The sequence below is a fragment of the Bradyrhizobium sp. AUGA SZCCT0169 genome, assembly GCF_018130085.1.
Lineage (GTDB): Bacteria > Pseudomonadota > Alphaproteobacteria > Rhizobiales > Xanthobacteraceae > Bradyrhizobium.
Genome location: NZ_JAFCMC010000003.1, coordinates 279,193 through 302,635, shown reverse-complemented (window position 1 = coordinate 302,635; position 23,443 = coordinate 279,193). Strand labels below are relative to the sequence as shown.

Annotated in this window: 25 protein-coding genes, 1 tRNA gene and 1 pseudogene; 9 read left to right on the top strand and 18 right to left on the bottom strand. The window is 62.5% G+C overall.

Annotated elements, in window-relative coordinates; translation table 11 throughout:
- Positions 1-188 precede the first annotated feature (188 nt).
- Positions 189-619, bottom strand: a pseudogene (locus JQ609_RS34895) (hypothetical protein); the annotation flags it as partial.
- On the opposite strand from JQ609_RS34895, the gene JQ609_RS05290 reads away from it, so the two are divergent.
- Positions 596-865 (top strand): hypothetical protein, encoded by a 270-nt coding sequence (locus JQ609_RS05290; RefSeq protein ID WP_212212427.1) that lies wholly within the window; start codon positions 596-598, stop codon positions 863-865. The pseudogene JQ609_RS34895 and the gene JQ609_RS05290 sit on opposite strands and share 24 nt — an antisense overlap.
- Before the next feature lie 38 nt (positions 866-903).
- Here the strand turns inward: JQ609_RS05290 and JQ609_RS05285 are convergent, their stop codons facing one another.
- The gene (locus JQ609_RS05285) at positions 904-1,827 is read right to left on the bottom strand and encodes a division plane positioning ATPase MipZ (RefSeq protein WP_212272258.1); all 924 of its coding nucleotides are present in this window, start codon (positions 1,825-1,827) and stop codon (positions 904-906) included.
- A 324-nt stretch (positions 1,828-2,151) separates the two neighbouring features.
- On the opposite strand from JQ609_RS05285, the gene panC reads away from it, so the two are divergent.
- The gene (gene panC, locus JQ609_RS05280; protein WP_212272257.1) at positions 2,152-3,003 is read left to right on the top strand and encodes a pantoate--beta-alanine ligase; all 852 of its coding nucleotides are present in this window, start codon (positions 2,152-2,154) and stop codon (positions 3,001-3,003) included.
- A gap of 6 nt (positions 3,004-3,009) precedes the next feature.
- On the opposite strand, the gene JQ609_RS05275 is transcribed toward panC, so the two are convergent.
- The 4 genes from JQ609_RS05275 to JQ609_RS05260 all read right to left on the bottom strand — a co-directional run bounded on the left by JQ609_RS05275 (position 3,010) and on the right by JQ609_RS05260 (position 5,846).
- Entirely contained in the window at positions 3,010-3,447 is a 438-nt protein-coding gene (locus tag JQ609_RS05275; RefSeq protein WP_212272256.1) for a DUF1489 family protein, read from the bottom strand.
- 39 nt (positions 3,448-3,486) lie between these two features.
- Positions 3,487-4,515 carry a hypothetical protein gene (locus JQ609_RS05270; protein WP_212272255.1) on the bottom strand — a complete coding sequence of 343 codons (1,029 nt, stop codon included), beginning with the start codon at positions 4,513-4,515 and terminating at the stop codon, positions 3,487-3,489.
- 200 nt (positions 4,516-4,715) lie between these two features.
- On the bottom strand, positions 4,716-4,919 hold the full coding sequence (locus tag JQ609_RS05265; RefSeq protein WP_192733742.1) for a hypothetical protein: 204 nt from the start codon (positions 4,917-4,919) through the stop codon (positions 4,716-4,718).
- 270 nt (positions 4,920-5,189) lie between these two features.
- A complete protein-coding gene (locus JQ609_RS05260; protein ID WP_212272254.1) occupies positions 5,190-5,846 on the bottom strand; it encodes a glutathione S-transferase family protein in 657 nt (218 codons plus the stop codon).
- Between the two features lie 98 nt (positions 5,847-5,944).
- On the opposite strand from JQ609_RS05260, the gene JQ609_RS05255 reads away from it, so the two are divergent.
- A complete protein-coding gene (locus tag JQ609_RS05255) occupies positions 5,945-6,622 on the top strand; it encodes a DUF599 domain-containing protein (protein WP_212272253.1) in 678 nt (225 codons plus the stop codon).
- An 886-nt stretch (positions 6,623-7,508) separates the two neighbouring features.
- Here the strand turns inward: JQ609_RS05255 and JQ609_RS05250 are convergent.
- The gene (locus JQ609_RS05250; RefSeq protein WP_212272252.1) at positions 7,509-8,417 is read right to left on the bottom strand and encodes a hypothetical protein; all 909 of its coding nucleotides are present in this window, start codon (positions 8,415-8,417) and stop codon (positions 7,509-7,511) included.
- Between the two features lie 1,181 nt (positions 8,418-9,598).
- On the opposite strand from JQ609_RS05250, the gene JQ609_RS05245 reads away from it, so the two are divergent.
- Entirely contained in the window at positions 9,599-10,264 is a 666-nt protein-coding gene (locus JQ609_RS05245; RefSeq protein WP_212272251.1) for a hypothetical protein, read from the top strand.
- 9 nt (positions 10,265-10,273) lie between these two features.
- On the opposite strand, the gene JQ609_RS05240 is transcribed toward JQ609_RS05245, so the two are convergent.
- The 4 genes from JQ609_RS05240 to JQ609_RS05225 form a co-directional block, all read right to left on the bottom strand.
- Positions 10,274-10,951 carry a nitroreductase gene (locus JQ609_RS05240; RefSeq protein ID WP_212272313.1) on the bottom strand — a complete coding sequence of 226 codons (678 nt, stop codon included), beginning with the start codon at positions 10,949-10,951 and terminating at the stop codon, positions 10,274-10,276.
- A gap of 307 nt (positions 10,952-11,258) precedes the next feature.
- Positions 11,259-12,080 (bottom strand): universal stress protein, encoded by an 822-nt coding sequence (locus JQ609_RS05235; RefSeq protein ID WP_212272250.1) that lies wholly within the window; start codon positions 12,078-12,080, stop codon positions 11,259-11,261.
- 98 nt (positions 12,081-12,178) lie between these two features.
- Positions 12,179-12,985, bottom strand: a complete 807-nt coding sequence (locus JQ609_RS05230; RefSeq protein ID WP_212272249.1) for a hypothetical protein — start codon at positions 12,983-12,985, stop codon at positions 12,179-12,181.
- 64 nt (positions 12,986-13,049) lie between these two features.
- On the bottom strand, positions 13,050-13,868 hold the full coding sequence (locus JQ609_RS05225; RefSeq protein ID WP_212272248.1) for an aldo/keto reductase: 819 nt from the start codon (positions 13,866-13,868) through the stop codon (positions 13,050-13,052).
- A 372-nt stretch (positions 13,869-14,240) separates the two neighbouring features.
- Between JQ609_RS05225 and JQ609_RS05220 the strand changes: the two genes are divergently transcribed.
- Positions 14,241-14,543: a DUF1127 domain-containing protein gene (locus JQ609_RS05220; RefSeq protein ID WP_212272247.1), complete on the top strand. Its 303-nt coding sequence runs from the start codon at positions 14,241-14,243 to the stop codon at positions 14,541-14,543.
- Here JQ609_RS05220 and JQ609_RS05215 read toward each other — a convergent pair.
- Both JQ609_RS05215 and mgtE read right to left on the bottom strand, forming a co-directional pair.
- On the bottom strand, positions 14,540-14,866 hold the full coding sequence (locus tag JQ609_RS05215; RefSeq protein ID WP_212272246.1) for a DNA-binding transcriptional regulator: 327 nt from the start codon (positions 14,864-14,866) through the stop codon (positions 14,540-14,542). The two genes, JQ609_RS05220 and JQ609_RS05215, sit on opposite strands and share 4 nt — an antisense overlap.
- A 75-nt stretch (positions 14,867-14,941) precedes the next feature.
- Positions 14,942-16,375 carry a magnesium transporter gene (gene mgtE / locus JQ609_RS05210; RefSeq protein ID WP_212208971.1) on the bottom strand — a complete coding sequence of 478 codons (1,434 nt, stop codon included), beginning with the start codon at positions 16,373-16,375 and terminating at the stop codon, positions 14,942-14,944.
- Between the two features lie 102 nt (positions 16,376-16,477).
- Between mgtE and JQ609_RS05205 the strand changes: the two genes are divergently transcribed.
- Positions 16,478-17,281: a polysaccharide deacetylase family protein gene (locus JQ609_RS05205; RefSeq protein ID WP_212272245.1), complete on the top strand. Its 804-nt coding sequence runs from the start codon at positions 16,478-16,480 to the stop codon at positions 17,279-17,281.
- A 226-nt stretch (positions 17,282-17,507) separates the two neighbouring features.
- Positions 17,508-18,722: a polysaccharide deacetylase family protein gene (locus JQ609_RS05200; RefSeq protein WP_249127675.1), complete on the top strand. Its 1,215-nt coding sequence runs from the start codon at positions 17,508-17,510 to the stop codon at positions 18,720-18,722.
- Here the strand turns inward: JQ609_RS05200 and JQ609_RS05195 are convergent.
- The 4 genes from JQ609_RS05195 to JQ609_RS05180 all read right to left on the bottom strand — a co-directional run bounded on the left by JQ609_RS05195 (position 18,719) and on the right by JQ609_RS05180 (position 21,220).
- Complete coding sequence (locus tag JQ609_RS05195; protein WP_212272243.1) at positions 18,719-20,125, bottom strand: aspartate aminotransferase family protein; 1,407 nt, start codon at positions 20,123-20,125, stop codon at positions 18,719-18,721. The two genes, JQ609_RS05200 and JQ609_RS05195, sit on opposite strands and share 4 nt — an antisense overlap.
- Before the next feature lie 74 nt (positions 20,126-20,199).
- Complete coding sequence (locus JQ609_RS05190) at positions 20,200-20,586, bottom strand: hypothetical protein (RefSeq protein WP_212208967.1); 387 nt, start codon at positions 20,584-20,586, stop codon at positions 20,200-20,202.
- A 209-nt stretch (positions 20,587-20,795) separates the two neighbouring features.
- Positions 20,796-20,880 (bottom strand) — tRNA-Leu (locus JQ609_RS05185).
- Between the two features lie 97 nt (positions 20,881-20,977).
- Positions 20,978-21,220: a FliM/FliN family flagellar motor switch protein gene (locus tag JQ609_RS05180; RefSeq protein WP_074276133.1), complete on the bottom strand. Its 243-nt coding sequence runs from the start codon at positions 21,218-21,220 to the stop codon at positions 20,978-20,980.
- A gap of 74 nt (positions 21,221-21,294) precedes the next feature.
- Here JQ609_RS05180 and lipB point away from each other — a divergent pair, with 74 nt between their 5' ends.
- A complete protein-coding gene (gene lipB / locus JQ609_RS05175; protein WP_212272242.1) occupies positions 21,295-22,026 on the top strand; it encodes a lipoyl(octanoyl) transferase LipB in 732 nt (243 codons plus the stop codon).
- 8 nt (positions 22,027-22,034) lie between these two features.
- Here the strand turns inward: lipB and JQ609_RS05170 are convergent, their stop codons facing one another.
- Positions 22,035-22,463, bottom strand: a complete 429-nt coding sequence (locus JQ609_RS05170; RefSeq protein ID WP_212272241.1) for a 4-oxalocrotonate tautomerase family protein — start codon at positions 22,461-22,463, stop codon at positions 22,035-22,037.
- A gap of 106 nt (positions 22,464-22,569) precedes the next feature.
- Between JQ609_RS05170 and JQ609_RS05165 the strand changes: the two genes are divergently transcribed.
- Positions 22,570-23,436: a LysR family transcriptional regulator gene (locus JQ609_RS05165; protein ID WP_212272240.1), complete on the top strand. Its 867-nt coding sequence runs from the start codon at positions 22,570-22,572 to the stop codon at positions 23,434-23,436.
- Positions 23,437-23,443 lie beyond the last annotated feature (7 nt).

Genomic DNA, 23,443 nt, shown 5'->3' with positions numbered 1-23,443 from the left:
GCGATGCACCCATCCATTGTGCAGCTGTCACTACCCGGCGATCATCTCCTATTGCCTGTATATGACGGTCCCAACCAAGCTTCGGTTCGATCGATCGATAAAAGTCTAATGAAAACGGTATTGTAGGCAGTTGGTTCCTTTATTTCGCACGCCGCGTCTGCCCCCGGAGATCCCGGAAAACCACTGGTTTCAGCCGCCGGTATAATGATCAGCTTCAGCGCCGGATCGTCATTGGCCTGGAAGCTCGCGTATTCCAGCTTCAGCCGCCCCTTCCTCGGATGGCTCAGGGATTTCTGGCCGGCTGCGGCGCCGCCAATATCATGGGCCTCCCACCAGCCCGAAAATTCGGGACAGCCCTGCCGCAGCCGTGCAAGCAGTTCCTGGAACGCGGGATCGCCGGCCCACAATCATGCGTGGCGCGGAATTGCGCCACGATGCGCCGGGCCTCTTCTTCCCATGAAGCGCCGAATAACTTTCGTGTCGCGCGGTTGGTCAGCACCGTGAGGAGAATGTTGCGGTCGCCTTCCGGCAGGCGGCTGAACGCAAAGATTTCATCCGCGGCCGCGCGGTTCGGCCTTACGGACGCGTGGTGCCGATGGGCGGCCTCGGCATGCTGGATGGCGCCGGTCTCGAACTGCCCTATTCATGGATGATGCGGAACTGCATCACACTTCGAGGCCAATGGATGTACCCGCCGCACGCGGCCCTGTTGATGGCCGGGCTTATTGGCGCGGGCCTGGTCAGCCTGGATCAACTCGAGGTCACGGCGTTTGCACTCGACGACGCCAACGCCGCGGTCGCGCATGCGGCAGGCAACAGCGGCCCGTTCCGGATGACGGTGATCGAGCCACCGAGATCGCGCTGAGGCCGCGGCGATCAGGCGCCGAGGATCGAGCGCCTGGGTCAGGCGCCGAGGATGTCGTGGACTTCGAGCGGCTTGTCGACCTGGCTGAACCATTCGGCGCGGTTGGCGGCCCGCCGCCGGCCCCGCTCGTCGAGCGGCAGCTTCAACTGGCGGAGCAGGCTCGTCACCTCCTCGCGCGCCGTCACATGGCCCATGCTCGGCCGCGTGCCGAGGGTGGCCTCATCGATGTCGTCGAGCGCAGTCAGCCCGCGCGGGAAGAATTCGCGGTAAACCACCCGCTCGGCAAGGCCGTCGATCGAACGGAAGCCCAGCCGCAACGACAGATCCTTCAGACTGTCGGCGACGAGCTGCTTGTTGCGCGAGCCGATCATCGACAGCCGGTTGCGCACCACGATCCAGTCGGTCGAAGCGCCGTCGAGCTGGCGGCGCTTGCGCCTGGTGTCGCGCACCATCTCGGCATAGTGGCTTTCGCCGGTCACCGAATAGGTGGCGGGGTCGACGGTGCCGAGCACGTCGAAATCGAGGAAGCTGTCGTTGATCGGCGTCACCAGCGTATCGGCCATCGAATGGGCCAGGCGCATCAGATAGGAATCCGAACCCGGCGTATCGATGACGATGAAGTCGAAGGCGCGCTCGACCGTACTCACCGCTTCCATGAACTGCTGGAACTCGGAATTTTCATTGTCGGCGATCTGCATCGTCTCGCCGAGCTTGATGCAAAAGTGGACGGGAACTTCGAGATCGAGGCCGGTGCGGCGGGCCCACGCGGTACGGTTGCCGACGTACCGAGTGAAGCTTTGCTGGCGGCAATCGAGGTCGATGGTGGCGACCCGCTGACCGGCTTTCATCAAGGCGACAGCGATATGCAGCGCGGTGGTGGATTTCCCCGAACCGCCCTTCTCGTTGCCGAGCACGACGACGTGCGCCGAACCGGACTGACCCTGACTAGCCTGAACCAACATGACTCAACCCCAACCCCCGTTTGATATCTTCAAATCACGCGCGGCTGTGGTCAAGCAAAATGCGTGATAACACTTTTGAATCACTGTCTGCGTGCCTTAATCATGAATCCGCTTGTCGCGTTCATCTGTGATCGAGCGCACGTTTCCACGCGCCGGCCCTCTGGCGATACATGACCCATGCAGCTACGTCGGACTGCCGTGACGAGTTGCACGGGTTGATCACCTTGGCGGCAATGCCTCGGCCTTATAAGGTCGCATCGCCCGCCAAGAGGCCGCGGCTAACCGCCCCCTCATCCCAAACATCGTGCAAGAGATCGAGCCCAGATGCCGCGAAGCCCCATGGTCGTCCGTACCGTCCCCGCATTGCGCCGCGCGCTTGATGGCCTTCGCGCCAGAAAGGCCACGGTCGCGCTGGTGCCAACCATGGGAGCGCTCCATGACGGCCATGTGTCGCTGGTTCGGCTCGCCAAACGCCGCGCACAGAAAGTCGTCGTCTCGATCTTCGTTAATCCGACCCAGTTCGCGCCAACGGAGGATTTCGGCTCTTACCCGCGGACCTGGAAGTCCGATGTCGCCAGGCTCGCGGCCGAGAAGGTCGACCTGATCTGGAATCCGGACGTCAAGGCGATGTATCCGGAAGGCTTCGCCACCCGGATCGTGCCCGAAGGTCCGGCCACTGCCGGGCTGGAAGATCGCTTCCGCCCGCACTTCTTCGGCGGCGTCGCCACCGTGGTCGGCAAGCTGTTCACCCAGTGCCGGCCGGATGTCGCGATCTTCGGCGAAAAGGACTTTCAGCAATTGCGGGTGGTGACGCAGATGGCGCGCGATCTCGATCTCGGCGTCAAGGTGATCGGGTCGCGCACGGTTCGGGAACGCGACGGGCTGGCGATGTCCTCGCGCAACGTCTACCTCGCGCCCGAACAGCGCCAGGCGGCGCCCGAGCTCTATCGCGCGATGAAGCAAAGCGCGGCGCGCCTTCGCGCCGGCGAGCCTGTCGACGCCGTCATGCAGGCCGGCGCCGAGCTGATCGAGAACGCGGGTTTTGCGCTGGACTATTTCGAGGTGCGCCACGCCGAAACGCTGGCGCCGATCGCCTCGCTCAAGCAGGGGCCGATGCGGATGCTGGTCGCCGCCAAGAGCGGAACCACGCGGCTGATCGACAATATCGCGGTCTGAACGTCGCTACAGCAGCCCGAGGTCGCGCAGTTCCCGCCGCATCGGCTCCGGCATCGACGCCACGACCGCGGCGGACTTGCCGAGATCGGCCGGCGCGCCGTCCTCGGTCAGATAGCGCCAGCCCTGGAACGGGCGCATCGGCCGCGGCGAGACTGATATGACCTTGGGCTGCATCACCAGGCGGCACCGTCCGATACCGTCCTTGTCGCGGAACGGCTCGATCGCGATCAGCTTTTCGCGCGCTGCGATCTCTCCCTTGATCACCCAGTAGAGCGAACCGCCGGCAAGCAGTTCCTCGTCGCGTTTCGGCATCATCCGGGTGACGTGGATATGGCGGAGCGGCAAACCCTTTTTCCTGGCGGTTGCCATCCGTTCGGCAACCCAGCCCTTGAGTTCTTTGACCGACTCGCAACCAACGGCGAGCTTGATGAGATGAAGCGGCATGGATCCGGGTTTAGCGGGCCCCGCGCCTTTTGAAAACGATCATTCGTTGGCGGGCGCAGCAGCTGTGGATGACACCGTCGGTGCTCCCGGTGCCCCCGGTGCCGGCGACAGCTGGACCGGCGCGGCCGGTGTGCGTTTCGGCGCCGGCGGCTGTTTTTTAGCTGCCGCCAGCGCTGGCGACGCGGTTGTGGTTGGTGTGGCTGGTGCGGCGGTCGTTGGTGCTGCTGCGGCCGGGGCCGGGCGCGGTGAAGCCGGTTGATTGGCAGCAGCTGGCGCCGGCGCGGCACGAGCGGCGGGCGGCTCCGGGTTCATGATGCTGATGGGCGGGGTATTGGCCGCGCTCGGGAACTCGGCATTGGTGGGTTTGCCGGTGGGCATCGACGGCGGCAGCCCCGCGAGCAGCCCCGGGGATGTCGCAGCCAGGGGCGGCGCGTTCCACGACGGTGCATAGCGCGTGATCAGGTTCTCGTAGAGGCGCTCGTCCATATTGGCGACGACCTGGCGCTTGTCGGCCAGCGCGGCGAACGCCGCGCATGCAGCCGGCGTGCAATGGTCGCGTGCCATCAGAACATAGGCCATCAGCCCGTAGCGGTCGCGCTCGACGGCGCGGCGCAGTGCCTGCAGGTCGGAACTCGTCGCTTTGTCGGCTGTGGCAGCATCGCCGAACCCGGTCAGGCGGGTGATCTGGGACGCCGCATAGGTGACCGCGGCAGCAACCGAGTCGGCGGACCCGAACAGCGTCTTCTCGCAGGCATTGAGGACGGCATCGCCGGCGAGATCGTCGATACAAGAGAGCTGCGGCAACGCTGCACTGACCGAAGCCACCGGGGTCGCAGCGGAGGAGACGGCGCCATCCGGCCCGAAGCTGCGGATGGTCGCGGCGACAGCGACGACGATCGCGAGCAGCGTCATGACCGTCAGCACGCCATTGGCCACGGATTTCTCCGCGCGCAGCAGCGTGATCAAAACGATGATTCCCAAAAATCCCGCCGCGGCCAGCGTCAGCCACATCGGAAAGGTCGGTGTGCGCCAGATCTGATCCAGCGAAGAAGCCCAGTCCCAGCTCATGCGCGGTGTCCCTCACGCAGCATAACGCGATCAGCGAATGCGTGTTTGCCCGCACTCGCTTCCGACAGAATGGTCCTGCGAACGGGGCCTTTTGACGGCGGGCGATATGGAACCGCGTCAACCGCAGGTTTGCGCACAGCTTCAGGAGACCGCAAGCTGCTCAGGAGACCGTAAACGGCTCAGGAGACCGCAAGTGCGGCTCAGGAGACCGCGAGCTGGCTTTCCTTGGCTACCCGTTCGAAAGCTTCGGTCGAGCTTTTGATGCGATACTGGCAGTCGTCGCCGTCGGTCGGAAGCAGCCGGATCACCTCATAGGTGCCGCTGGCGGCCGGTCGGGCAACGTTGCTGGCAGTGAAATAGACAGTCTCTCCAACGGTGAACTTGTGCTTCAACGCCCTCTCCATACGCAAGATTGTCGGCGGCGCTTAGTTGTCCCGCTAGCGATCGGCCGACTTGAGAACCCTGCGTCAACCTAGCACACCACGGGCCCAAAAATCCAGTAACATCGAGGCCTCCCGAGAACGGATATTTTACAGATATTTCAGTGCGTTAAATGCCCGTTTGGGTGAATTTGCATAGCCGCTATTCCGGCCGCAATCTCCCCTCCCCCGACCCGCCGCAGCAAGGCGGGTACGGTCAGGACTGTTGGAACCGGACGGCTGACGCCGCCCGCCTCAGATCGTCTCGAACCGGTCGATCAGCATGGTTTCGGCCAGCCCGTCGCGGGTCCACTCCTGGAACGCCGGCAGCGCCTCCATCGCATCGACGTAGTGCCGCGCCTCACCGGCGACCGGAATCGCGTAGGTGCGGAAACGATGCACGACAGGTGCGAACATCGCATCCGCGCCACAGAAGGCGCCGAACAGGAACGGCCCCGCTTTGCCGTAGCGCTGATGGCACTCGGCCCAGATCGCCTGGACTCGCGCAACATTGGCCTTCGCGTCATCCGACAGCGCCACCGCACGGATCGGGCGATGCAGGTTCATGCCGCATTCGTTGCGCAGCGCCATGAAGCCCGAATGCATCTCCGCCGAGATCGAACGCGCATGGGCGCGGGCGGCGCGGTCTTCCGGCCACAGCTTCGCTTGCGGGAATTTTTCGGCGAGATATTCGATGATCGACAGCGAATCCCACACCGTGACGTCGCCATCGACCAGCGCCGGCACTTTTCCCGCATCGCTGAAGCTCAGGATGCGTTGCTTGTCGGCCGGGTTGTTCGTGTACAGGGGAATCACGACCTCCTCGAACGGAATATTGTTGGCGCGCAGCGCCAGCCACGGCCGCAGCGACCATGACGAATAGTTCTTGTTGCCGATGACGAGCTTCAACATTTGCGGGAAATCCTGTTGGGGACGCCATCATGACATAGTGCACGGCAACCGTTCAACCTGTACATCTCGTGTGACCGAGCGATCACGGGAAATGCAGCATGGCTGGTTACTGGGTGGACATCGCGGCCATCACGTTCTTCGTGGTGGAGTGGACCGTCTATGCCTTCACCCTCGAACGTACCGCCTACGGCCGGGACAGCCTGTCCGCCCGCATGCATGTCTATCGCGAGGTCTGGATACGAAACCTGCTCGATCGCGAAACCCGCATGGTCGACATGCAGATCATGGCTTCGTTGCAGAACGGCACGGCGTTCTTTGCCTCCAGCAGCCTGATCGCGATCGGCGGCGGGCTGGCGCTGCTGCGCGCCACCAATGATGCGCTGGCGGTGCTGGGCGCGCTGCCGATCGATCTCAGCCCCTCGCCCGCTCTGTGGGAAATCAAATGCGTCGGGCTGATCCTGATCTTCATCTACGCCTTCTTCAAATTTTCCTGGGCCTATCGCCTGTTCAACTATGTCGCCATCCTGCTCGGCGCGATGCCGCCGGCCTCGGAAAAAGGCACGCCGGAAGCGGAAGCCCATGTCATCCGCACCACCCGATTGTTCGAATCCGCCGGCCAGCATTTCAATCGCGGCCAGCGTTCGTTCTTCTTTGCGCTCGGCTATCTCGGCTGGTTCGTTAGTCCATGGGTGTTGTTCGTCACGACAGCCATGGTCGTGATCGTGACCTGGCGGCGGCAGTTCGCGTCCAATGCGTGGAAGGCGATGGGGAGCTGAGAGTAACCGGAACTCTCTTTCCGTCATTCGTTGAATTCCGCGCATGCGAGAATCCAGTACGCCTCGGCTTTCGGCTCTCTCCACTCGTCGTCCCGGCCTTGAGCCGGGACCCATACCGCGTGATCTCCCGGTGAAAGCTCGGTAGTAGATACCGTTCGCAAAACCTTTCCCTGTGGTTATGGGTCCCCCGATGCGCAATTGCGCATCTGAGCTCAAGGCCGGGACGACAGCGGTGTTGTTGTTACACCATCATCCAAACGCGCCTTCGCGTTCTCGCGGCTTGTTGCGCCCGAGCTTTGACAGAAATTTCCTTGCCCTCAGAAATTCAGAGGGCGCAGGGAATGCCGGATGCGCGCTGCACCCGCGGTCTCATGTGCGATTGTGCTAAAAAAGCTGCACATGAGCATACAGGGCAGCGGAGAACATCCGACATTCCCTGCGCAATGGCTTTACGGCTTATAACGCGCTCTCCCCGGTGAGACGGCCTCTATTGCCACCGTCGCCTCGCAGATCGCTCCGCAAGACTTGACGCCGTTACGGGCGCCAGGACCACACGCTTTCACCGTACGCCTCAGTCACGACCGTCAATCGCAACATCAGCGTCCACCGCAACCCGCCCCTCGTTGTGACGATGGCCAACGCCCTCTGAGTGGGACGGGATGGCGATAGATGCGCACTGATTTGGGTCGGACGACAACAGAAATGTTTTGATTTACAGAAATTTTCTACTTGACACGATTTCTGTAAATCGGAACTGATTTGCCCGTCGGGTTGTTTTGTCGCATGCGGGTCGCGAGATTGTACTTGCGTGCCTGCAGTTGACTCAAGATGCGGATTACGCCTTCGGGCTCGCTGCAAGCTCACCCCTAGCGAATGCCGGAGGGTATCAAGGCGCCTCGAATGGTAAACGGCGCTTCACCTCGATTGAGTATAGCGGCTGCTTCAAATACGGAAGGGAGCTTAGAGGCGTATTGAAAGAGCCTACAACAACACAATACAGCGGACTGCCAAAGAAACTGAACAAGCGAATATTGACAACGACATAGTGTGTGGCGTCGATCGTCTGAATTTCCCATTGGATATCGTGAAGCGATTCCGTTGCGGGCGGGTCGATCGCCTGACCACCCAACCACTTGCAAATCAATAGTGGACGGTTCCGAATGAATTTCGCGAGTAGCGGCTGAAATGCCCCATGCCCCAGCTCGGCAACCGCATAAGAATGGGCTATTTTCGACAAGAATCGGGCAAAGGTAGCTGGCTCGACCGGCGCCAATCCGATTGCAGACTTGTCGCCAGAAAGATGTTTTTTGGCTTCTTCCTCGCTGTATCGAATCCAGGCTTCGACTTTGTCATCATCATTTGGCTCTCGACCAACAAACACAGAGGGCGGCTGCGGGAATTTCGGCATGACGACGACAAATGGAAACTGCTCGTTTTCAACCTTCACCGTTTCGGTGTGCCGCGCCTTCGTTATCCACGGCAGGTTAAATTCGTCTACGATGCCCTTGTGAAGATTGAAATTCTCGGGCGCGCTGCTACGGCTTGGAGCTCCTAATCTAGTCCGGAGGGTCCACCACATTGAACGTAGGATCGTCGCCTCTTGCTTGCTTGTAATGGTGGCGCACGCCTCGCAACTAGATTTCGGGAGTATCAAGGAGTCTTGAGCCAAGCCAAATGGAATGATGTGTTCCTTGGACAGCTTTTTGGAATAGACCCCGCAATAGATGCAATGACCAACCGGAGGATAACGCTTCGGAGAAGTCGCAATTTCAATGGGGATTTCGACAATTGGCACAGCGGTCACCCGTCACCGCGAGTTAGTTTCAATCGCATAATCCTATCCCAAACGATGGTACATTAAGAAAGCGCCCGTTCATTGCCGACTAATGCCCCGAAAGTATTGCATCAAACAGCTCGTAGGGCGGATTGAGCCGAAGGCGTAATCCGCCGCCTTGGCGGCATCGCAAACGTGGTCTGTGATATCCAACGCCCTACGTCGAATTATGACGGCGCGTGCGCGATCGGCGAGCAGAGAATGCGGAACGATAGCGCGGTGATAGACCCGAAATGGCGAATTACGCCCTCGGCTCAATCCGCCCTACGGAGCACTAAAGGGAAAAGGTTAGTCAGCTCATCGGTTTTGGTTCGATCCGACCTTTCGGCAGACCGCACGGCTTGACGTTAGGTCCCATCAACAGCTGGTACCGAGCGACGTTGGGGAAAGCCAACATCGCACCTGACGCCACCGGCCCGTTGTTCCTCACGGACCAGTTCGGGCGTTGGGTTGGTGTCAATGACGAATAACCGTCCCCAGGCGGGATGACGTAACAGCCGGGTTTCGTCGCGCAGACGGCGGCCGTAAGATATAGCGCAGTCACATATTCGATCATCTGGCCTCCAACCACTGCTCTGGTAACACTGCTTGCAGCTGCGGTTATGAAGAAGAAGTAGAGCTGGTCGCCGAGTTGGCCGCGTAGACGGCTGATCCGTCCAAGATCTTGTTTGGGTACTCCTTCACACGAACGACATCGTCTTCCCCGCCCGCAAATGCGATCGTTGAGCCGCCTGCGTTGTTGCCGCGGACCCACATTGCGAGCTCTATGTTGACAAAAATGTCGGCACCGTCAGCATGTGTAAGCCTCATCCACCTAGCCATTTTTGCTCCTTCAGCTGGTACCCAAACTATACCGATTCGCAGCCCGGTTGTGCGCTAGCAGCGCGTAGGCGGATTGAGCCCAAGGCGTAATCCGCCGTTACGGCGAATGCTGACAATCGTTTGCGTCCTCGGCACGACAATGTCTCGACAGCAGTTGCAGGCAAACGCAACATAGGCTCCCGTTGTAATCGGAATGGCGGATTACGCCTTCGGCTCCAATCCGCCCTACGGAGCAGCAATTGAACTTTCAAGCTGTCATGAGCGACAGACGCTAACGGATAATATTGGGTTGGGATGGCCAACCGCATACTGGACAATCCATGCGTCTTCTTTCGCTCTTCCTTTTGCTGTTTGCCAGTACTGCGTCCGCGCAACCAGCGCCCGCCGTCGACTGCGACGAGATCAAGAACTCCACGGTTCCCGTTGAGTTGGCCTATCATGGTCAGGACGGGACGAGGACAGTCGTTCAGGTCCATCGAGACGCATCGGGCGGCAAGGTTGTCTGGACGCAGCAGACACAGCCATCCACCCGCCCAAACCCACCCGTTTTCGTGACGAAGGCAGTTTATGTCGATGGGACCATCGCATCGGCGGACTGGACGACACCTTACGCCGGCAAATACTCGCATCACACATGGAAGTATGCGCCTGATGGACTCCCCAAACATTTTGATCGTCGATCTGACGTAACCTACAAGATGCACACGGTATCGACGGACGGCGAGAATATTACGCAAGAGAAAACCAGTACGATCTCCTACAAATTCAAATCAGAAGGAACAGTGGCGGTTGGATCCTGTGTTCTCCAGGTGATCCGTGGCGAGAGCGAAAACACCAACGATGCCGGCCGCACACGTCGCAGCTTTCAACTCTACTTCCCGGAACTGCAGGTACTGGCCACGGCGGCCGATGCGGAGCCCATCGTCGATGGTCTCAGCACGGTTCTTTCCGAGATCAAGCCGGTAAACGCCCGCAAGGCGGATTGAGCTGCGCGCCTAACTCTCGAAACCGACGAACACCGTGGCTTCCTCGACCGACTTTCGTTCGGACACGACCGCATTGGCCGGAAAACTTTCATCCGGCCAGCCCAGCGCGATGCTTTTCATGATGATCTGATCGTCGGCTATGCCGGCGTGCTCGCGCACCACGGGTGATTGCATGATGCCCTGACTGTTGATCACGGCGCCCAGCCCTCGCGACCAGGCGGCATTGACCAGGGCGGTCGCCACCGCGCCGCAATCGAACGGCGTATCGTCGCTACCATCAAGCACGCGGTCATAGGTCACGATCACGCACACCGGCGCGTCGAATTGACGGAAGCCGCGCAATACCCAGTCCTGGCGCATCTCCCTGTCATCGCGCGCGATCCCCATGGCGGAGAATAATTGCTTGGCTACGCCGACCTGCCTGTCGCGGTGAGGACCGGCAAAGGCCTGACCGGTGCGGAATTCGCGCGACTGCGGTATGCCCGCCACCATCCGCTCGGTGTTGCCGGCGCGGATTCGATTCAGCGGTTCGCCGGTGACGATGTAGAAATTCCAGGGCTGGGTGTTCATCGACGACGGCGCGCGCATCGCCAGAGCGATGATTTCCTCAATCAGCGCCCTGGGTACCGGATCGGGCTTGTAACCGCGGATACTTCGGCGACCAAGGATAACGTCATCAAACTTCATTTTTCCAAGATTCCCCACATGACTTTTGAAGGCCCGATTTTTGAAGGCTGGATTTTCGCGGTTTCTTCGCTCCCGCGCAAGCCCGTAGGGCGGATTGGAGCCGAAGGCGTAATCCGCCGCCCCGCTACAGTGCCAATATATCCGTGCTATGTACCCGGTGCCGAACAATCGTCGCGCGTGCGATTTGCGAGCGGCGATTGCGGCGAAGAAGATTGCGCTACGGCTAAGCCGGAATGGCGGATTACGCCTTCGGCTCCAATCCGCCCTACGGCCTGCTTCGCGTCGCTCGCCAGACTCCAAGATCCGATCAATGCGACATCAATGTCGGTTTGGTCATCGAGGCAAGCATACCACGCGTCGTCCCACCAAGAATAAACTCCCGCAGCCGGGAATGCCCGTACCCGCCCATGACAATGAGGTCGGCACCTGTATCGGCTGCATATGACAGGATTGCATTGTAAACATTGATCTTGCGGACGGGGATGCGCTCAATCGTGGCGTTTACTCCGTGACGGGCCAGATGGGTCGCGATATCCACACCCGGAAGGTCTGCGCTCTTGGCGCTCTGAGCGTCCGCAACAACAATACTCGCCTTGCCGGAGCGGATAAGAAACGGCATGGCATCGGCGACCGCTCGGGCGGCTGCCCGGCTGCCATCCCAGCACACCATGACATGATCGAGTTTGAGGCGCTCCTTCTGAATAAAAGGTACGATGAGCACCGGTCTTCCGGATTCGAACAGCGCGGCCTCAAGGACGACATTCGTGGTTCGATGATCCCGGTCCCCTTCAAATTGGCCAATGACGGAAAGATCGAACCGTCTTGCGATTTGCGCAAACTGGGTTGGTCCGTCGCCGACGTCAGTTTCAATTCTGCGTGTTTCGGCTGAAACGCCAGCGCGACGCGTCGCCTCGTCAAACACGGTGGCCACGGACTCTGCGCGTTGTCGAGCTTCAGCCTGCTGGGCTCGAATAAAGTTGGCTGACAGGTCAAAGCCACCGACCACTGCCGGATAGAAGGCCGTCCCCATGATGTGCGCGCCGAATGTTTCCGCAACCGACAGCGCGTAATTGGAAACGCCATCTTGCGATTTACCGTAAGACAGGTTGACAAGAATATCTTTGATCATGGCTCTGCCTCCAGTTAGGTGATCGCGCATCTACCAGTTCATTTATCCCGGGCCGGCTACTCCCGTTAGTTCGCGTCAAGAAAACGCATCGAAGAATATCACGAACCCGCGAAATCCTGCGGCGTAAAGCTGAGGTCGAGCACCTTCCATTCGCCGTAACGGTCGGCCGGCAGCATCGCGTAGGGCTGGCAGGCTTCCAGCGCGCTGATGGCGCTGCGCATCAAGAGCGGGCCCTTGGCGGAAGCGCTGGCCTCGATCAGCTGCGGCTCCGCGGCGAGCTTGCCGTCCTGGCTCATGAACACGCGCAGCTTGACCTTGACGTCGTCGGAGCCTTTCAACGCGGGCGGAAGTTTCGAGCAGGTCCGCAAGTGCCGCCGGAACGCCGCGACGACGCTTGAATCGATGTCGGCGGACGTGGTCGCGGGCGCGTCGAAATTGTCTTTGCCCTTGTCGCCGGATGCCGGCGCGCTGGGCAGCAGGGCCGGCGGCAGACCGAGCATGACGTTGTATTTGACCGACAGATCGGGCTCGGGCGGCTTGTAGGCCGGCGCCTGCGTCACTCCCTGTGGTGGCGCGGCTGGCTGCGGCGCCGGGCTCGGTGCCGCCACTGCCGCCTGCTTCTGTGGCGGCGGCGGAGGTGGCTGTTGAACCGCAGGCGCCGCCGCGGCCGCGGGCTTGTCGAGCGCGGTGAAATCAGGTTGCGGCGGCGGCGTCGCAGCCGGTTCGGACGCCTTCTCGATCTCGGCAGGAATGTCTTGCGGCGCGACGATATCGACCGCGATCGATTCAGGCGTGGCGGCGCCGAACGGATGCACGTCGGAGAACACAAGCAGCAACGCCAGCAGCGACAGATGGGCAATCACTGAAGCCGTCATGTCCGAAGGTATGATCTGGCGCAGGTTCATCGTACCAAGACAATCCAAGGGCCTTGCGATGGGCTTTGAGCATACCGCCCGGCGCGACCGCGGCTCAATCCCATTTCGGTGCGAAGCCGAAATCGGTGAGCCGGCCGCTGGCGCTGCCCATGTCGGAAATCTCGCGCATGTCGGCGTCCGACAGTTCGAAATCGAAGATCTCGATATTTTCCGACAGCCGCTCCAGCTTCGAGGTGCGCGGGATCGCCGCCACGTTCTGCTGCACCAGCCAGCGCAGGCACACTTGCGCTGATGTCTTGCGATAGCGGTCGCCGATCCGCAGCAAGGCCTGGTCGTTCTTGACGCGGCCCTTGGCAACCGGGCTATAGGCCACCAGCGCCATGCCGTGGCGCGCGCAGGCTTCCATCACCTTGGCCTGGTCCAGATAGGGGTGGTATTCGACCTGGTCGCAGACCAAGGGCTCCGGGCACGCCGCCACCGCCTCCTCGATCAGGGCCACGGTGAAATTGGACACGCCGATATGCCGGGCAAGCCCGAGCTGCTTGACCCGCGCCAGCGCGCCCAGCGTCTCCGACAGCGGCACCTGCGGGTTGGGCCAGTGCAGCAGCAATAAATCGACCTCGGTCAGGCGCAATCTGGCGAGACTTTCCTTTGCCGATCGCTCGAGATCGTTGGGCGCGAAATGCGTGGTCCAGATTTTGGTGGTGACGAACACCTCGCCGCGCTTGACGCCGGAGCCGCGCAGCCCCTCGCCCACTTCACGTTCGTTCTCGTAGACCTGCGCGGTGTCGATGTGGCGATAGCCGAGCCGCAGCGCCTGCTCGACCAGCCGCGCGCAGGTTCGTCCGCGCAGTTCCCAGGTGCCGAGCCCGATCGCCGGGATCCTTGCGCCATTGGCCTCAATAAAGTTCATACGCTCATTATGGGCCGCCGGCAGGTCAGTGCCAACACATAACGTTTTCGTGCGAAGTGCAGTTCGCGTCGAGAAAACGCGTCAGAAGAGACCGGGCGGCGGTGATGCGGCGACGGCCACGTCCACTCGCCTCCAGGATGCGAGCCACACCGGCACATCCCTTGATTTGGCGCGATCTCCGTGGTACCTACGCTTCATGATCAACGTCGTGCGCACCGCGAACCGTAAAAACGTAACCCGCTCTCGCTGGGCCGTGGAAGGAGTCGTGCGCTAGAAATTCGACGACGCGATCTTTTCACCAGGCCCCGCCGGCATCGGACGGGGCCTTTTGTTTGGCCATGCTCCCTGCCGGCGCAACAGCAGGAGCATCCGATGCCACCCCAACAGACGAACATCACATCCGGGACCGAGCGCGATGCCGCAGGGCTCGGCCTCGACCTGCCCATCGCATTACCAACGGCAACGTCGACGCGGAACGTCCTCGGCTTGCTCAAGCGATATTGGCGTGCGTTTCAGGAGCGGCGCCAACGCCAGAGCTTGCGAGCCGGCTTGGCTTACCTGAGCGACAGAGAGCTGATGGACCTCGGCCTGACGCGCGATGAGATCGACTACATCACACCTCAACGCGATAGGATTAGAGATAGCGCGATGTACCTGTTGAGCCGTGGTGGCTAGATGGTGGCCGATTCCGTGGCGAGCGCGGCGAAAACCGTTTCCGGCGAATGGGCGATGACGGCGAGCAGCGCCCGTGCCGGTCCGCGCGGCGCGCGTTTGCCCTGCTCCCAGTTCCGGATGGTCTCGACCGGCACCCCGAGCCGTGCGGCGAATTCGAGCTGGGTCAGGCGCGAACGGCGGCGCAGGTCGCGAACCGCCGGCAGCGGCGTTGGGTCCGCCGCTGGGGCGGCAGTTTGCTCCGGATGCGCAGGCGCGAGCGGGAACTCCTGCCCATCCCGCAGTTCCACGATCCGTCCGTCTGCCTTGAGCCGCAAGCGCTGCATGTTCGATTCCCAATATGGGAATCATCGGCGAAGCCCGTTAAGGACCGATTAACGATACTTTCCCGTGCCGAGCGCTCACTTCAGCCCGAACCACAGCGTGGCGATGCCGAGGAACGAGAAGAAGCCGACCACGTCGGTGATCGTGGTGACGAAGGTGCCGGAGGCCACCGCCGGGTCGGCGCGCACCCGCTCCAGCACCATCGGGATCAGGATGCCGCCCAGCGCGCCGGCGATCAGGTTGACGACGATCGCAAGGCCGATCACGACGCCGAGGCCGGGGATCTTGAACCACGCCACCGCGGCGACGCCGGTGATCACGGCAAAGGCGAGGCCATTGACGAGACCGACCATCGCCTCGCGCAGGACCACGCGGAGCGCGTTGTTGGAATGAAGTTCGCGGGTCGCCAGCGCCCGCACCGCCACCGTCATGGTCTGGGTCGCGGCGTTGCCGCCCTGGCTCGCCACGATCGGCGCCAGCACGGCCAGCGCCACCATCTTTTCCAGCTGGCCTTCGAACAGGCCGAGCACCGAGGATGCCAGGAACGCGGTCGCCAGATTGACCAGCAGCCAGTTGAAGCGGGCGCGCGCGATGGTCCAGACGCTGTCGGACAATTCTTCGTCGCTGGTGACGCCGCCGAGCGCCTTCAAGTCTTCGTCGGCCTCTTCCTCGATCACGTCGACGACGTCGTCGATGGTGATGACGCCGACCAGCCGGTTGGTGGTGTCGACCACGGGGGCTGCGACCAGATTGTATTTGCCGAACATCCGCGCGACCTCTTCCTGGTCGTCGAGCACGGAGACGCGGCGGCGGTCTTCCTCGATCAGGTCGGCGAGCGGCACCGGCCGCCTTGCGCGCAGCAACGTGTCGAGCGAGACCGCGCCCTGCCAGTGCTGGTTGGCGTCGACCGCGTAGATTTCATAGAACCGGTCCGGCAGGTCCGGGGTGTCGCGCATGTAGTCGATCGCCTGCCCGACGTTCCAGTCCGGCGGCACCGCGATGAATTCGGACTGCATCCGCCGGCCGGCGGAGTTTTCCGGATACAGCAGGCTGCGCTCCAGCGCGTCGCGCTCGGACGGCGGCAGCTTTTCGAGGATTTCTTCCTGGTCCTCCTCGTCGAGGCCTTCGAGCAGTTCGACGGCGTCATCCGATTCCAGTTCGCGAACGCCTTCGGCGACCGTCTCCGGTTCGAGCTCTTCGAGGATTTCCTCGCGAACGGTTTCGTCGACCTCGTTGAGTGCGGAAAAGTCGAAATCGGTCCCCGTCAATTCGACCAGGGCCACGCGATCGTCGGGTTCGAGCGCGCCGATCACATCGCCGAGATCGGCCTCGTGCAGTTCGGCCACGAACTCGGAAAGCGACGGGCGATCGGCGGCCTTGATGGCGCGGGTGATTTCCTCGACGAATTCGTGTCGGATGTGGCCCTCTTCATCCCGCATCAAGGCGGGATCGAGCGCGGACCCGTCAACAGGCCGCGCGGCGGCGGTGGCAACGTCGATATCCTCGGCCATGCCTTGCCTCACCGGGTTTGACAGAACTTGCGTTTGAGTTATCGCTGCACGCATTACCCAATCGGCAACGCCAAGCGCAATGCTAAAGATGCACAACGGCTGATGACCCCAGGATTCACCAGGACGCTCTGCACAGCCATCGCGGCCGCGACGGTGTGGACGGCTGCAGCCAAGGCCGCCGAATGCCCGCACAAGGACGCGCTCGGCACCTCACGGGTTCTGCGCGTCGATGTCGCTACCTCACCGCGCGTCGGGCTGAAGAGCTTTCCGCAGACCCTGCCGCTTGGAGATCGTGAGGTGGTCCTGACCTTCGATGACGGGCCGTGGCCGGGCACGACGCCGAGGGTGCTGGCCGCGCTCGCACGCGAGTGCGTGCTCGCCACCTTCTTCCTGATCGGCAGGTCTGCTTCGGCGCACCCGGAACTGGTGCGCAGGATTGCAGCCCTTGGCCACACGGTCGGGCACCACACCTGGTCGCATCCCAACATCAAATACCTCAAGCCGGATGCGGCCACGGCTGAGATCGACAAGGGCTTTGCGGCGGTCGAAAAGGCGCTGCACGGGACCAGCACAACGACCCCGACTACGCCGTTCTTTCGCTATCCCTATTTCGAGATGACGCCGGCGACGCTGGACCTGTTGCAGAACCGCGGCATATCCGTGTTCGGCGCCGACCTCTGGGCCAGCGACTGGGAGCCGATGAAACCGGCCCAGCAGCTGAAGCTGCTCACCGAGCGGCTGCAGGCCGCCCGCAAGGGAATCATCCTGCTGCACGATCCCAAGGCGCAAACCGCGGCGATGCTGCCGGCTTTCCTGCGCTATCTGCGCCTAAACCACTACCGCGTGGTCCATCTGGTCCCGGCAGCCTCAGCGGCCAACGCCAGAGCTGTCCAAAACCCGAAATAAGTGTGGTATTTCGGCTATTAAGGCGGCATTCATGGCCCGCCGTTAAGGATTGCAAACAAGGCATTTTTCGAGTGAACCGAATACCGGTCCGCAGGGACCAACATTCGATTGGGAATGAAGCCGGGGTTTTATGATCGCTAACGCAGGTATGGGGCTCCGTCAGCGGGCATCGATTACTTTTTCGGCCGCAATTTCAGCCACAATTTCAGCCGCAGTTCTCTTGGGAATGCTGACCGGCACCACGGCGCAGGCCGCGCCGGCCGCCAATTGCCCCGGCCATCCCGATGCGCTGGGCACGTCGCGCACGCTGGTGGTCGACCCGCGGCAATATCCCCTGATCGGCACCATGCAATATGCCAAGACGCTGCCGCTGGAAGACCATGAGGTGGTGCTGACCTTCGACGACGGTCCACTGCCGAAATATAGCAACCAGATCCTCGATATCCTCGCCGCCCATTGCGCGAAGGCGACCTTCTTCCTGGTCGGACGGCAGGCCAACGCCAATCCCGAAGGCGTGCGCAAGATGCGCGATGCCGGCCACACCATCGCCACCCATACCCAGAACCATCCTGGGAACATGAACCAGCTGCCGCTCGATCGCGCCCAAAAGGAAATCGAGGACGGCATTGCGTCGATTACGGCCGCGCTCGGCGACGGCACCGCGCCGGCGCCGTTCTATCGCATTCCGGGCCTCGGCCGTTCCGACGTCATCGAGGCTTATGCGGAAGCAAAAGGCCTGCAAATCTGGAGCGCCGATTTTCCCGCCGACGACTGGCGCCCGGTCTCGTCGCAGCGCGTCTATGATCTCGCGATGCAGCGGCTCGAAGCCAAGGGCAAAGGCATCCTGCTGCTGCACGATATCCAGGCGCGCACCGTCGCCGCCCTGCCGCGAATCCTGAGCGATCTGAAAGCCCGCGGCTACCGCCTGGTCCATGTCGTGCCCGCGACGCCGGACCGGCCGGCGACGCCGACCGAGCCGTCGCAATGGCAACTGCATCCGGTATCGGAGCAGGTGGCGACGTCACGCTGGCCCAAAATTCCGAATTTCGCCTATACCGCGACCGCGGCCCTGCCCGCGCCCGCGCTGTCTCATTCCGATTGGCGCAATACGGCGCCTGCGGACCGCGTGCAACGGCGCGCCTTGCGCGATGCGTTGTGGTCGCAGCAGGTGACGCTGGTGCTTGACCCGCCCGCGCTGCCGGTCCCGGCGTCCAGCGTGTTCAAGCTTCCGGAATCGATCCGCGTCACGATGCTCTATTCGCCGCCATCCGCACGCAAGCTCGAGCCGACCGCGCCCGCCGCGCACGAAGTGTCCGCCAAGCAGGCCGCACGCCCCGGCAAGCACGCAAAACATGGCGGCAAGGGCGCCGCCAAACATGCGGCGCAGGTCAAGCCGGCCAAGAAGAACGCGGTCCGCATGGCCGGCCTGAAAAAGCGCTAGCCCGCCGCCGACTGCGCACGGCCGAGCAAACCGCGTTGCTCGGCAACGGCGTGCGCTTCGTCGAGCGCCGCCGCCACCGCGTCCATCATCTCGTCGATCTGCTGCGCCGTGATGATCAGCGGCGGGCAGACGAACACCGCATCGGGACCGGCGCGCACGATGACGCCGCGCGCCATCGCCCCTTGCTGGATCAATGCGCCGATGCCTTCGGCCGGTGGCAGCGGCCGCCGTGTAGCCTTGTCGGCGACCAGTTGCAGCGCGCCGATCAGGCCGACCCCGCGCGCCTCGCCCACCAGCGGATGCGAGCCGAGCGCGCGCAGCCGCGACTGCAGATGTGGCGCCAGCGCTTTCACTTGGCTGACGATGTCGCGCTCCTTGTAGATGCGCAGCGTTTCCAGCGCGACGGCGGCGGCGACCGGGTGCCCGGCATAGGTGAAGCCATGGGCGAAATTGCCGACCTTGCCGGCATGGGCGGTGATGGTTTCGGCGATGGTGTCGCTGATGATGGTGGCCGAGATCGGCAGATAGGCCGAGGAGAGCGCCTTGGCGACGGTCATGATGTCGGGCTCGATGCCGAACGTATCGCAGCCGAACATCTCTCCAGTGCGGCCGAAGCCGCAAATCACCTCGTCGGCGATCATCAGGACGTCGTATTTGCGCAGCACCTGCTGGATGCGCGGAAAATAATCGGCCGGCGGCACGATGACGCCGCCTGCCCCGTTCACCGGCTCGGCGATGAAGGCGCCGATCGTATCCGGCCCCTCGCGAATGATCATGTCCTCGAGATTGGCGACGAGACGATCGACGAACTGCGCCTCGCTCTCGCCCGGGCGGCCGTACAAATAGTGGCTCGGGCAGTCGGTGCGCAGGATGCCGCCGACCGGAAGATCCCATTCGACGTGGTTGGCGGCCAGCCCGGTCATGCTGCCGGAAAACACCGTGATGCCGTGATAACCGCGCACGCGGCCGATGATGCGCTTCTTGCGCGGCCGGCCCAGCGCGTTGTTGTAGAACCAGACGATCTTCGCCGCCTGGTCGTTCGCCTCCGAGCCGGAATTGGCGAACAGCACCTTGCCGAGCCCCTTGGGCACGATCTTGAGCAGTTCCTCGGCGGCCTCGATGCTGGGCTCGGTCGAGCGGCTGTTGAAGATGTGGTAGGTCGGCAGCTGCTCCATCTGGCGGCGCGCGGCCTCGACCAGGCGCGGCTCGCTGAAGCCCAGCGACGTGCTCCACAGCCCGGCCATGCCCTCGAGATAGCGCTTGCCGGTTTCGTCGTAGACATACACGCCCTCGCCGCGCGCGATGACGAGCGGCCCGTCGGTCTTGTGCTTGTCGAGATTGGTATAGGGATGGATGAGCGAGGCGACGTCGCGTGCCGCCAGGGAGTTGGGTCTGCCCGTCATTGGAATCGTGCTCCGATTTTTATTATGCTGACGGAGTAGAGCACAAAAAAGCGGTGGCCCGAAGGCGCAAGCGGCTAGTTGGTGACGATCTTGGCGATGCAGAGCAGTATGACGAGGGCGAGGAACAGCAGGTCGATATAGGCCTTGATCTCGCCGGCGTGGCGAAGCCCGCTGACCTCGGAGACGATCTGCTTGCGCGAGGCCGCGGCGGCCGCGGCCGCGCTCGGCCCCTCGGCGGCGACCTTGGCCAGACGCCGCGCCTCGATCTCCAATCGCTCAATGCGCTGGAAGAAATAGAACGAACGCAGCGCCGAGGCCGCGTGCATGGCGGCATAAACCAGCACGAGGATCGCCACCACCGCGCGCTGCGGATATTTGTCCAGGAAGTTAAGGGCGAAGTAGACCAGCGCCAGGAACACGAAGTTGGAGACGAATCGATAGGCGTAGCCCAGGAAAACCATTCACGTGCTCCGGATGGATTTGGAAGTGCCGAATTGCGGTCCTCGGACCGGGTAGCCGGCGATGCCCTGTTGTTTTACGCGAACGGTGTAACAGCAAGGCTACTTCCGCCTGCCCTGGCGATTCCCAACTGTTTCGCCCCTGCGGCGCTGCGAAGAATCACGCTGATCTCACCGAATCGATTGGGTCGGGCCCAAACTGCACGATTTTGTGGTGCGCTCGGAGGGACTCGAACCCCCACGATTTTACTCACTGCCACCTCAAGGCAGCGCGTCTACCAATTCCGCCACGAGCGCTTGGGATACCGGCTGGAAGGATTGTGGCCTGCCGGATCAACGGCGCCGATGTAACAAATCAGAGATGGAGGGACAAGGCGGTTTTGCGACCGAATAACTACCTAACACCCGGTAATTTCGGCAGCATTTGCTTGACTTCGACCGCAATCCGGTTGCGATCGACCAGGACCACGCCGGAAGCCACCGGAAGGTTGTTGGCGAGGATCTTGACCTCGTCCGCCTCGGTGGCGTCCAGTTCGATGATGGCGCCGCGGGACAGCCGCATCACCTGGTGGATAGGCATCGTGGTGGTGCCGAGCACCACCATGAGATCGACGCTGACTTTATCGAGAGTGGCCACTACGAAACCGCCAAACTTGGACTAGATCTTGGACAAAATTGGGTGGTTTCACCTGACCACGTTATGGTTAGCCAATGGTTAATAGCGACCGCCAAGGCCTTGATTTGACGACATTCGCGCGACCGCCTGGCGGCAGCGAGGTCGAATGGCGGATTGCGGCCAAACCGGTGCCCTACCCTGAGGCCGTGGCCGAGATGGAGATGCGGGCGGCCGCGATTGCGGACGGGCAAGCGCCCGAACTGGTGTGGCTGCTGGAACATCCGCCGCTTTACACGTCCGGAACCAGCGGCAAGGCCGGCGATCTGCTGGACCCGCGGTTTCCGATGTATGAGACCGGGCGCGGCGGCCAGCTCACCTATCACGGCCCCGGCCAGCGGGTGGCCTATGTGATGCTCGATTTGAAGCGCCGGCGGCCGGACGTGCGGGCCTATGTCGCCGGTCTCGAGGAATGGATCATCCGCACGCTCGCCGCCTTCAACGTGCGCGGCGAACGCCGCGAAGACCGGGTCGGGGTCTGGGTCAGCAGGCCGGACAAGGGACCCGTCCATGAGGACAAGATCGCGGCGATCGGCGTGCGGCTGCGGCGCTGGGTCTCGTTCCACGGCATCGCCATCAATGTCGAGCCGGAGCTGTCGCATTTTTCTGCGATCATCCCCTGCGGCGTCGCCGATCCCAGATACGGCGTCACCTCGCTGGTCGATCTCGGCCTGCCCGTGACGATGGAAGACGTCGACGTCGCGCTCCGGCAGGCCTTTGAGGACGTGTTCGGCGAAACGAAGGCCCGCCTGCCGGAAGCGACTGTCTAGACTAGGACTTACGCCGCCTCTTGCTGCGGCGACACCTCGAGCTTCATCGCGATGTAGCGCCGCTCCTGTGTCAGGCCGCCAAACCCGTAAGCATCGCCCTTTACTTCGTCGACATGCGCGTAGCTCTCGTGGTGCAGCGGCCCGAGCAGTTCGCCCATGCGCTGGAACACCGCGGCCAGATAAGCGGCCTTCTCGTCCTTGGTGTTGGTGCCCTCGCTGACATGGACGTCGAGCCAGAAACTGGCGAGGCTCTGTTCGGCCAGCGACTTCCCACCGGCGAACCAGTCCGCGGCATCGACCGCGCGGACGATCACCGCGGTGACCCTGGGATCCTTGCGCAGGATTTTTGCGGTCAGATCGCTGACGGCGGAAGCGATTTCCGCCTTTAGCGAAGGCGCCTTGTGAAAGCTCGAATAAGTGACGGTGATCAGCGGCATGATGGTTCTCCGTGGTGTCGTTTGCGTTCCCCACACCTAGACCTGTCCGCATCATTTTGGTATCTTATCTATCTTCATAACAGTGATAACTATTAGTGATGATGCCATGGCCACGCTGGATATCGACACCGTTCAGGCCTTCCTGCTGGTCGCCGAACTGCAGAGTTTTACCCGCGCTGCCGAGGCGCTCGGCACCACGCAGGCCGCGGTCAGCCTGAAGCTGCAGCGGCTGGAAGGCGTGCTCGCCAAGCGGCTGGTCGAGCGCTCGCCGCGCGCGGTGACCTTGACCGCCGACGGCACGGCATTCCTGCACCATGCCCGCGTCCTGATGGAGGCGCATGACCGCGCGCTATCGGGCGAAACGCCGGCGCGGCAGCAATTGTCGCTCGGCATCAGCGATCACGCCGCCGGCCCCGAACTGGTGCCGCTGCTGGAGCGGCTGCATGCGATGTCCTCGCAGATGTCGCTGGCGGTCACGATCGGCTTTTCGCGGGCGATGCTCGATGCTTACGATGCCGGCGAACTCGACGCCGTGGTGGTCCGGCAGGAAGGCAGCCGCCGCGGCGGCGAGCAACTGACCGAGGATGAGTTCGGCTGGTTCGCCGCGCCGCGCTTCGTCTGGCCGCGCGGCGACGCCCTGCAACTGGCGACGCTGGCACCGCCCTGCGGCGTCCGCGCCATCGCCGTCCGCGCGCTCGACAAGGCCGGCATCCCCTGGATCGAAGCCTTTGTCGGCGGCGGCGTCACGGCGGTGGTCGCGGCGGCCCAAGCCGGATTGGCAGTCGCGCCATTGGCCCGGAGGATCGCGCCGGCTGGGCTGGTCGACATCGGAATAGCACAGAACCTGCCGGCACTTGGCGCATCGAAGGTGATGTTACACTCGAAGGTCAGCGACCCGGCAAAGCTCGCCGCGCTGCGGACATTGGCGGCGACGTTTCGCGGCGTGGTTACGGTTTCCCGCGCAAGCACTTAAGTATCCG

What these genes read in the sequence shown, in the direction of transcription:
- JQ609_RS05255 (WP_212272253.1), top strand. Translation starts at nt 5,945, where the DNA reads ATGGCTGGTTACTGGGTGGACATCGCGGCCATCACGTTCTTCGTGGTG.
- JQ609_RS05195 (WP_212272243.1), bottom strand. Translation starts at nt 20,125, where the DNA reads ATGACGGGCAGACCCAACTCCCTGGCGGCACGCGACGTCGCCTCGCTC.
- JQ609_RS05285 (WP_212272258.1), bottom strand. Translation starts at nt 1,827, where the DNA reads ATGTTGGTTCAGGCTAGTCAGGGTCAGTCCGGTTCGGCGCACGTCGTC.
- JQ609_RS05205 (WP_212272245.1), top strand. Translation starts at nt 16,478, where the DNA reads ATGACCCCAGGATTCACCAGGACGCTCTGCACAGCCATCGCGGCCGCG.
- JQ609_RS05165 (WP_212272240.1), top strand. Translation starts at nt 22,570, where the DNA reads ATGGCCACGCTGGATATCGACACCGTTCAGGCCTTCCTGCTGGTCGCC.
- JQ609_RS05220 (WP_212272247.1), top strand. Translation starts at nt 14,241, where the DNA reads ATGCCACCCCAACAGACGAACATCACATCCGGGACCGAGCGCGATGCC.
- JQ609_RS05240 (WP_212272313.1), bottom strand. Translation starts at nt 10,951, where the DNA reads ATGAAGTTTGATGACGTTATCCTTGGTCGCCGAAGTATCCGCGGTTAC.
- JQ609_RS05260 (WP_212272254.1), bottom strand. Translation starts at nt 5,846, where the DNA reads ATGTTGAAGCTCGTCATCGGCAACAAGAACTATTCGTCATGGTCGCTG.
- JQ609_RS05235 (WP_212272250.1), bottom strand. Translation starts at nt 12,080, where the DNA reads ATGATCAAAGATATTCTTGTCAACCTGTCTTACGGTAAATCGCAAGAT.
- mgtE (WP_212208971.1), bottom strand. Translation starts at nt 16,375, where the DNA reads ATGGCCGAGGATATCGACGTTGCCACCGCCGCCGCGCGGCCTGTTGAC.
- JQ609_RS05190 (WP_212208967.1), bottom strand. Translation starts at nt 20,586, where the DNA reads ATGGTTTTCCTGGGCTACGCCTATCGATTCGTCTCCAACTTCGTGTTC.
- JQ609_RS05170 (WP_212272241.1), bottom strand. Translation starts at nt 22,463, where the DNA reads ATGCCGCTGATCACCGTCACTTATTCGAGCTTTCACAAGGCGCCTTCG.
- JQ609_RS05215 (WP_212272246.1), bottom strand. Translation starts at nt 14,866, where the DNA reads ATGCAGCGCTTGCGGCTCAAGGCAGACGGACGGATCGTGGAACTGCGG.
- JQ609_RS05265 (WP_192733742.1), bottom strand. Translation starts at nt 4,919, where the DNA reads ATGGAGAGGGCGTTGAAGCACAAGTTCACCGTTGGAGAGACTGTCTAT.
- JQ609_RS05245 (WP_212272251.1), top strand. Translation starts at nt 9,599, where the DNA reads ATGCGTCTTCTTTCGCTCTTCCTTTTGCTGTTTGCCAGTACTGCGTCC.
- JQ609_RS05275 (WP_212272256.1), bottom strand. Translation starts at nt 3,447, where the DNA reads ATGCCGCTTCATCTCATCAAGCTCGCCGTTGGTTGCGAGTCGGTCAAA.
- JQ609_RS05200 (WP_249127675.1), top strand. Translation starts at nt 17,508, where the DNA reads ATGCTGACCGGCACCACGGCGCAGGCCGCGCCGGCCGCCAATTGCCCC.
- panC (WP_212272257.1), top strand. Translation starts at nt 2,152, where the DNA reads ATGCCGCGAAGCCCCATGGTCGTCCGTACCGTCCCCGCATTGCGCCGC.
- JQ609_RS05270 (WP_212272255.1), bottom strand. Translation starts at nt 4,515, where the DNA reads ATGAGCTGGGACTGGGCTTCTTCGCTGGATCAGATCTGGCGCACACCG.
- JQ609_RS05225 (WP_212272248.1), bottom strand. Translation starts at nt 13,868, where the DNA reads ATGAACTTTATTGAGGCCAATGGCGCAAGGATCCCGGCGATCGGGCTC.
- JQ609_RS05290 (WP_212212427.1), top strand. Translation starts at nt 596, where the DNA reads ATGGGCGGCCTCGGCATGCTGGATGGCGCCGGTCTCGAACTGCCCTAT.
- JQ609_RS05230 (WP_212272249.1), bottom strand. Translation starts at nt 12,985, where the DNA reads ATGAACCTGCGCCAGATCATACCTTCGGACATGACGGCTTCAGTGATT.
- lipB (WP_212272242.1), top strand. Translation starts at nt 21,295, where the DNA reads ATGGTTAATAGCGACCGCCAAGGCCTTGATTTGACGACATTCGCGCGA.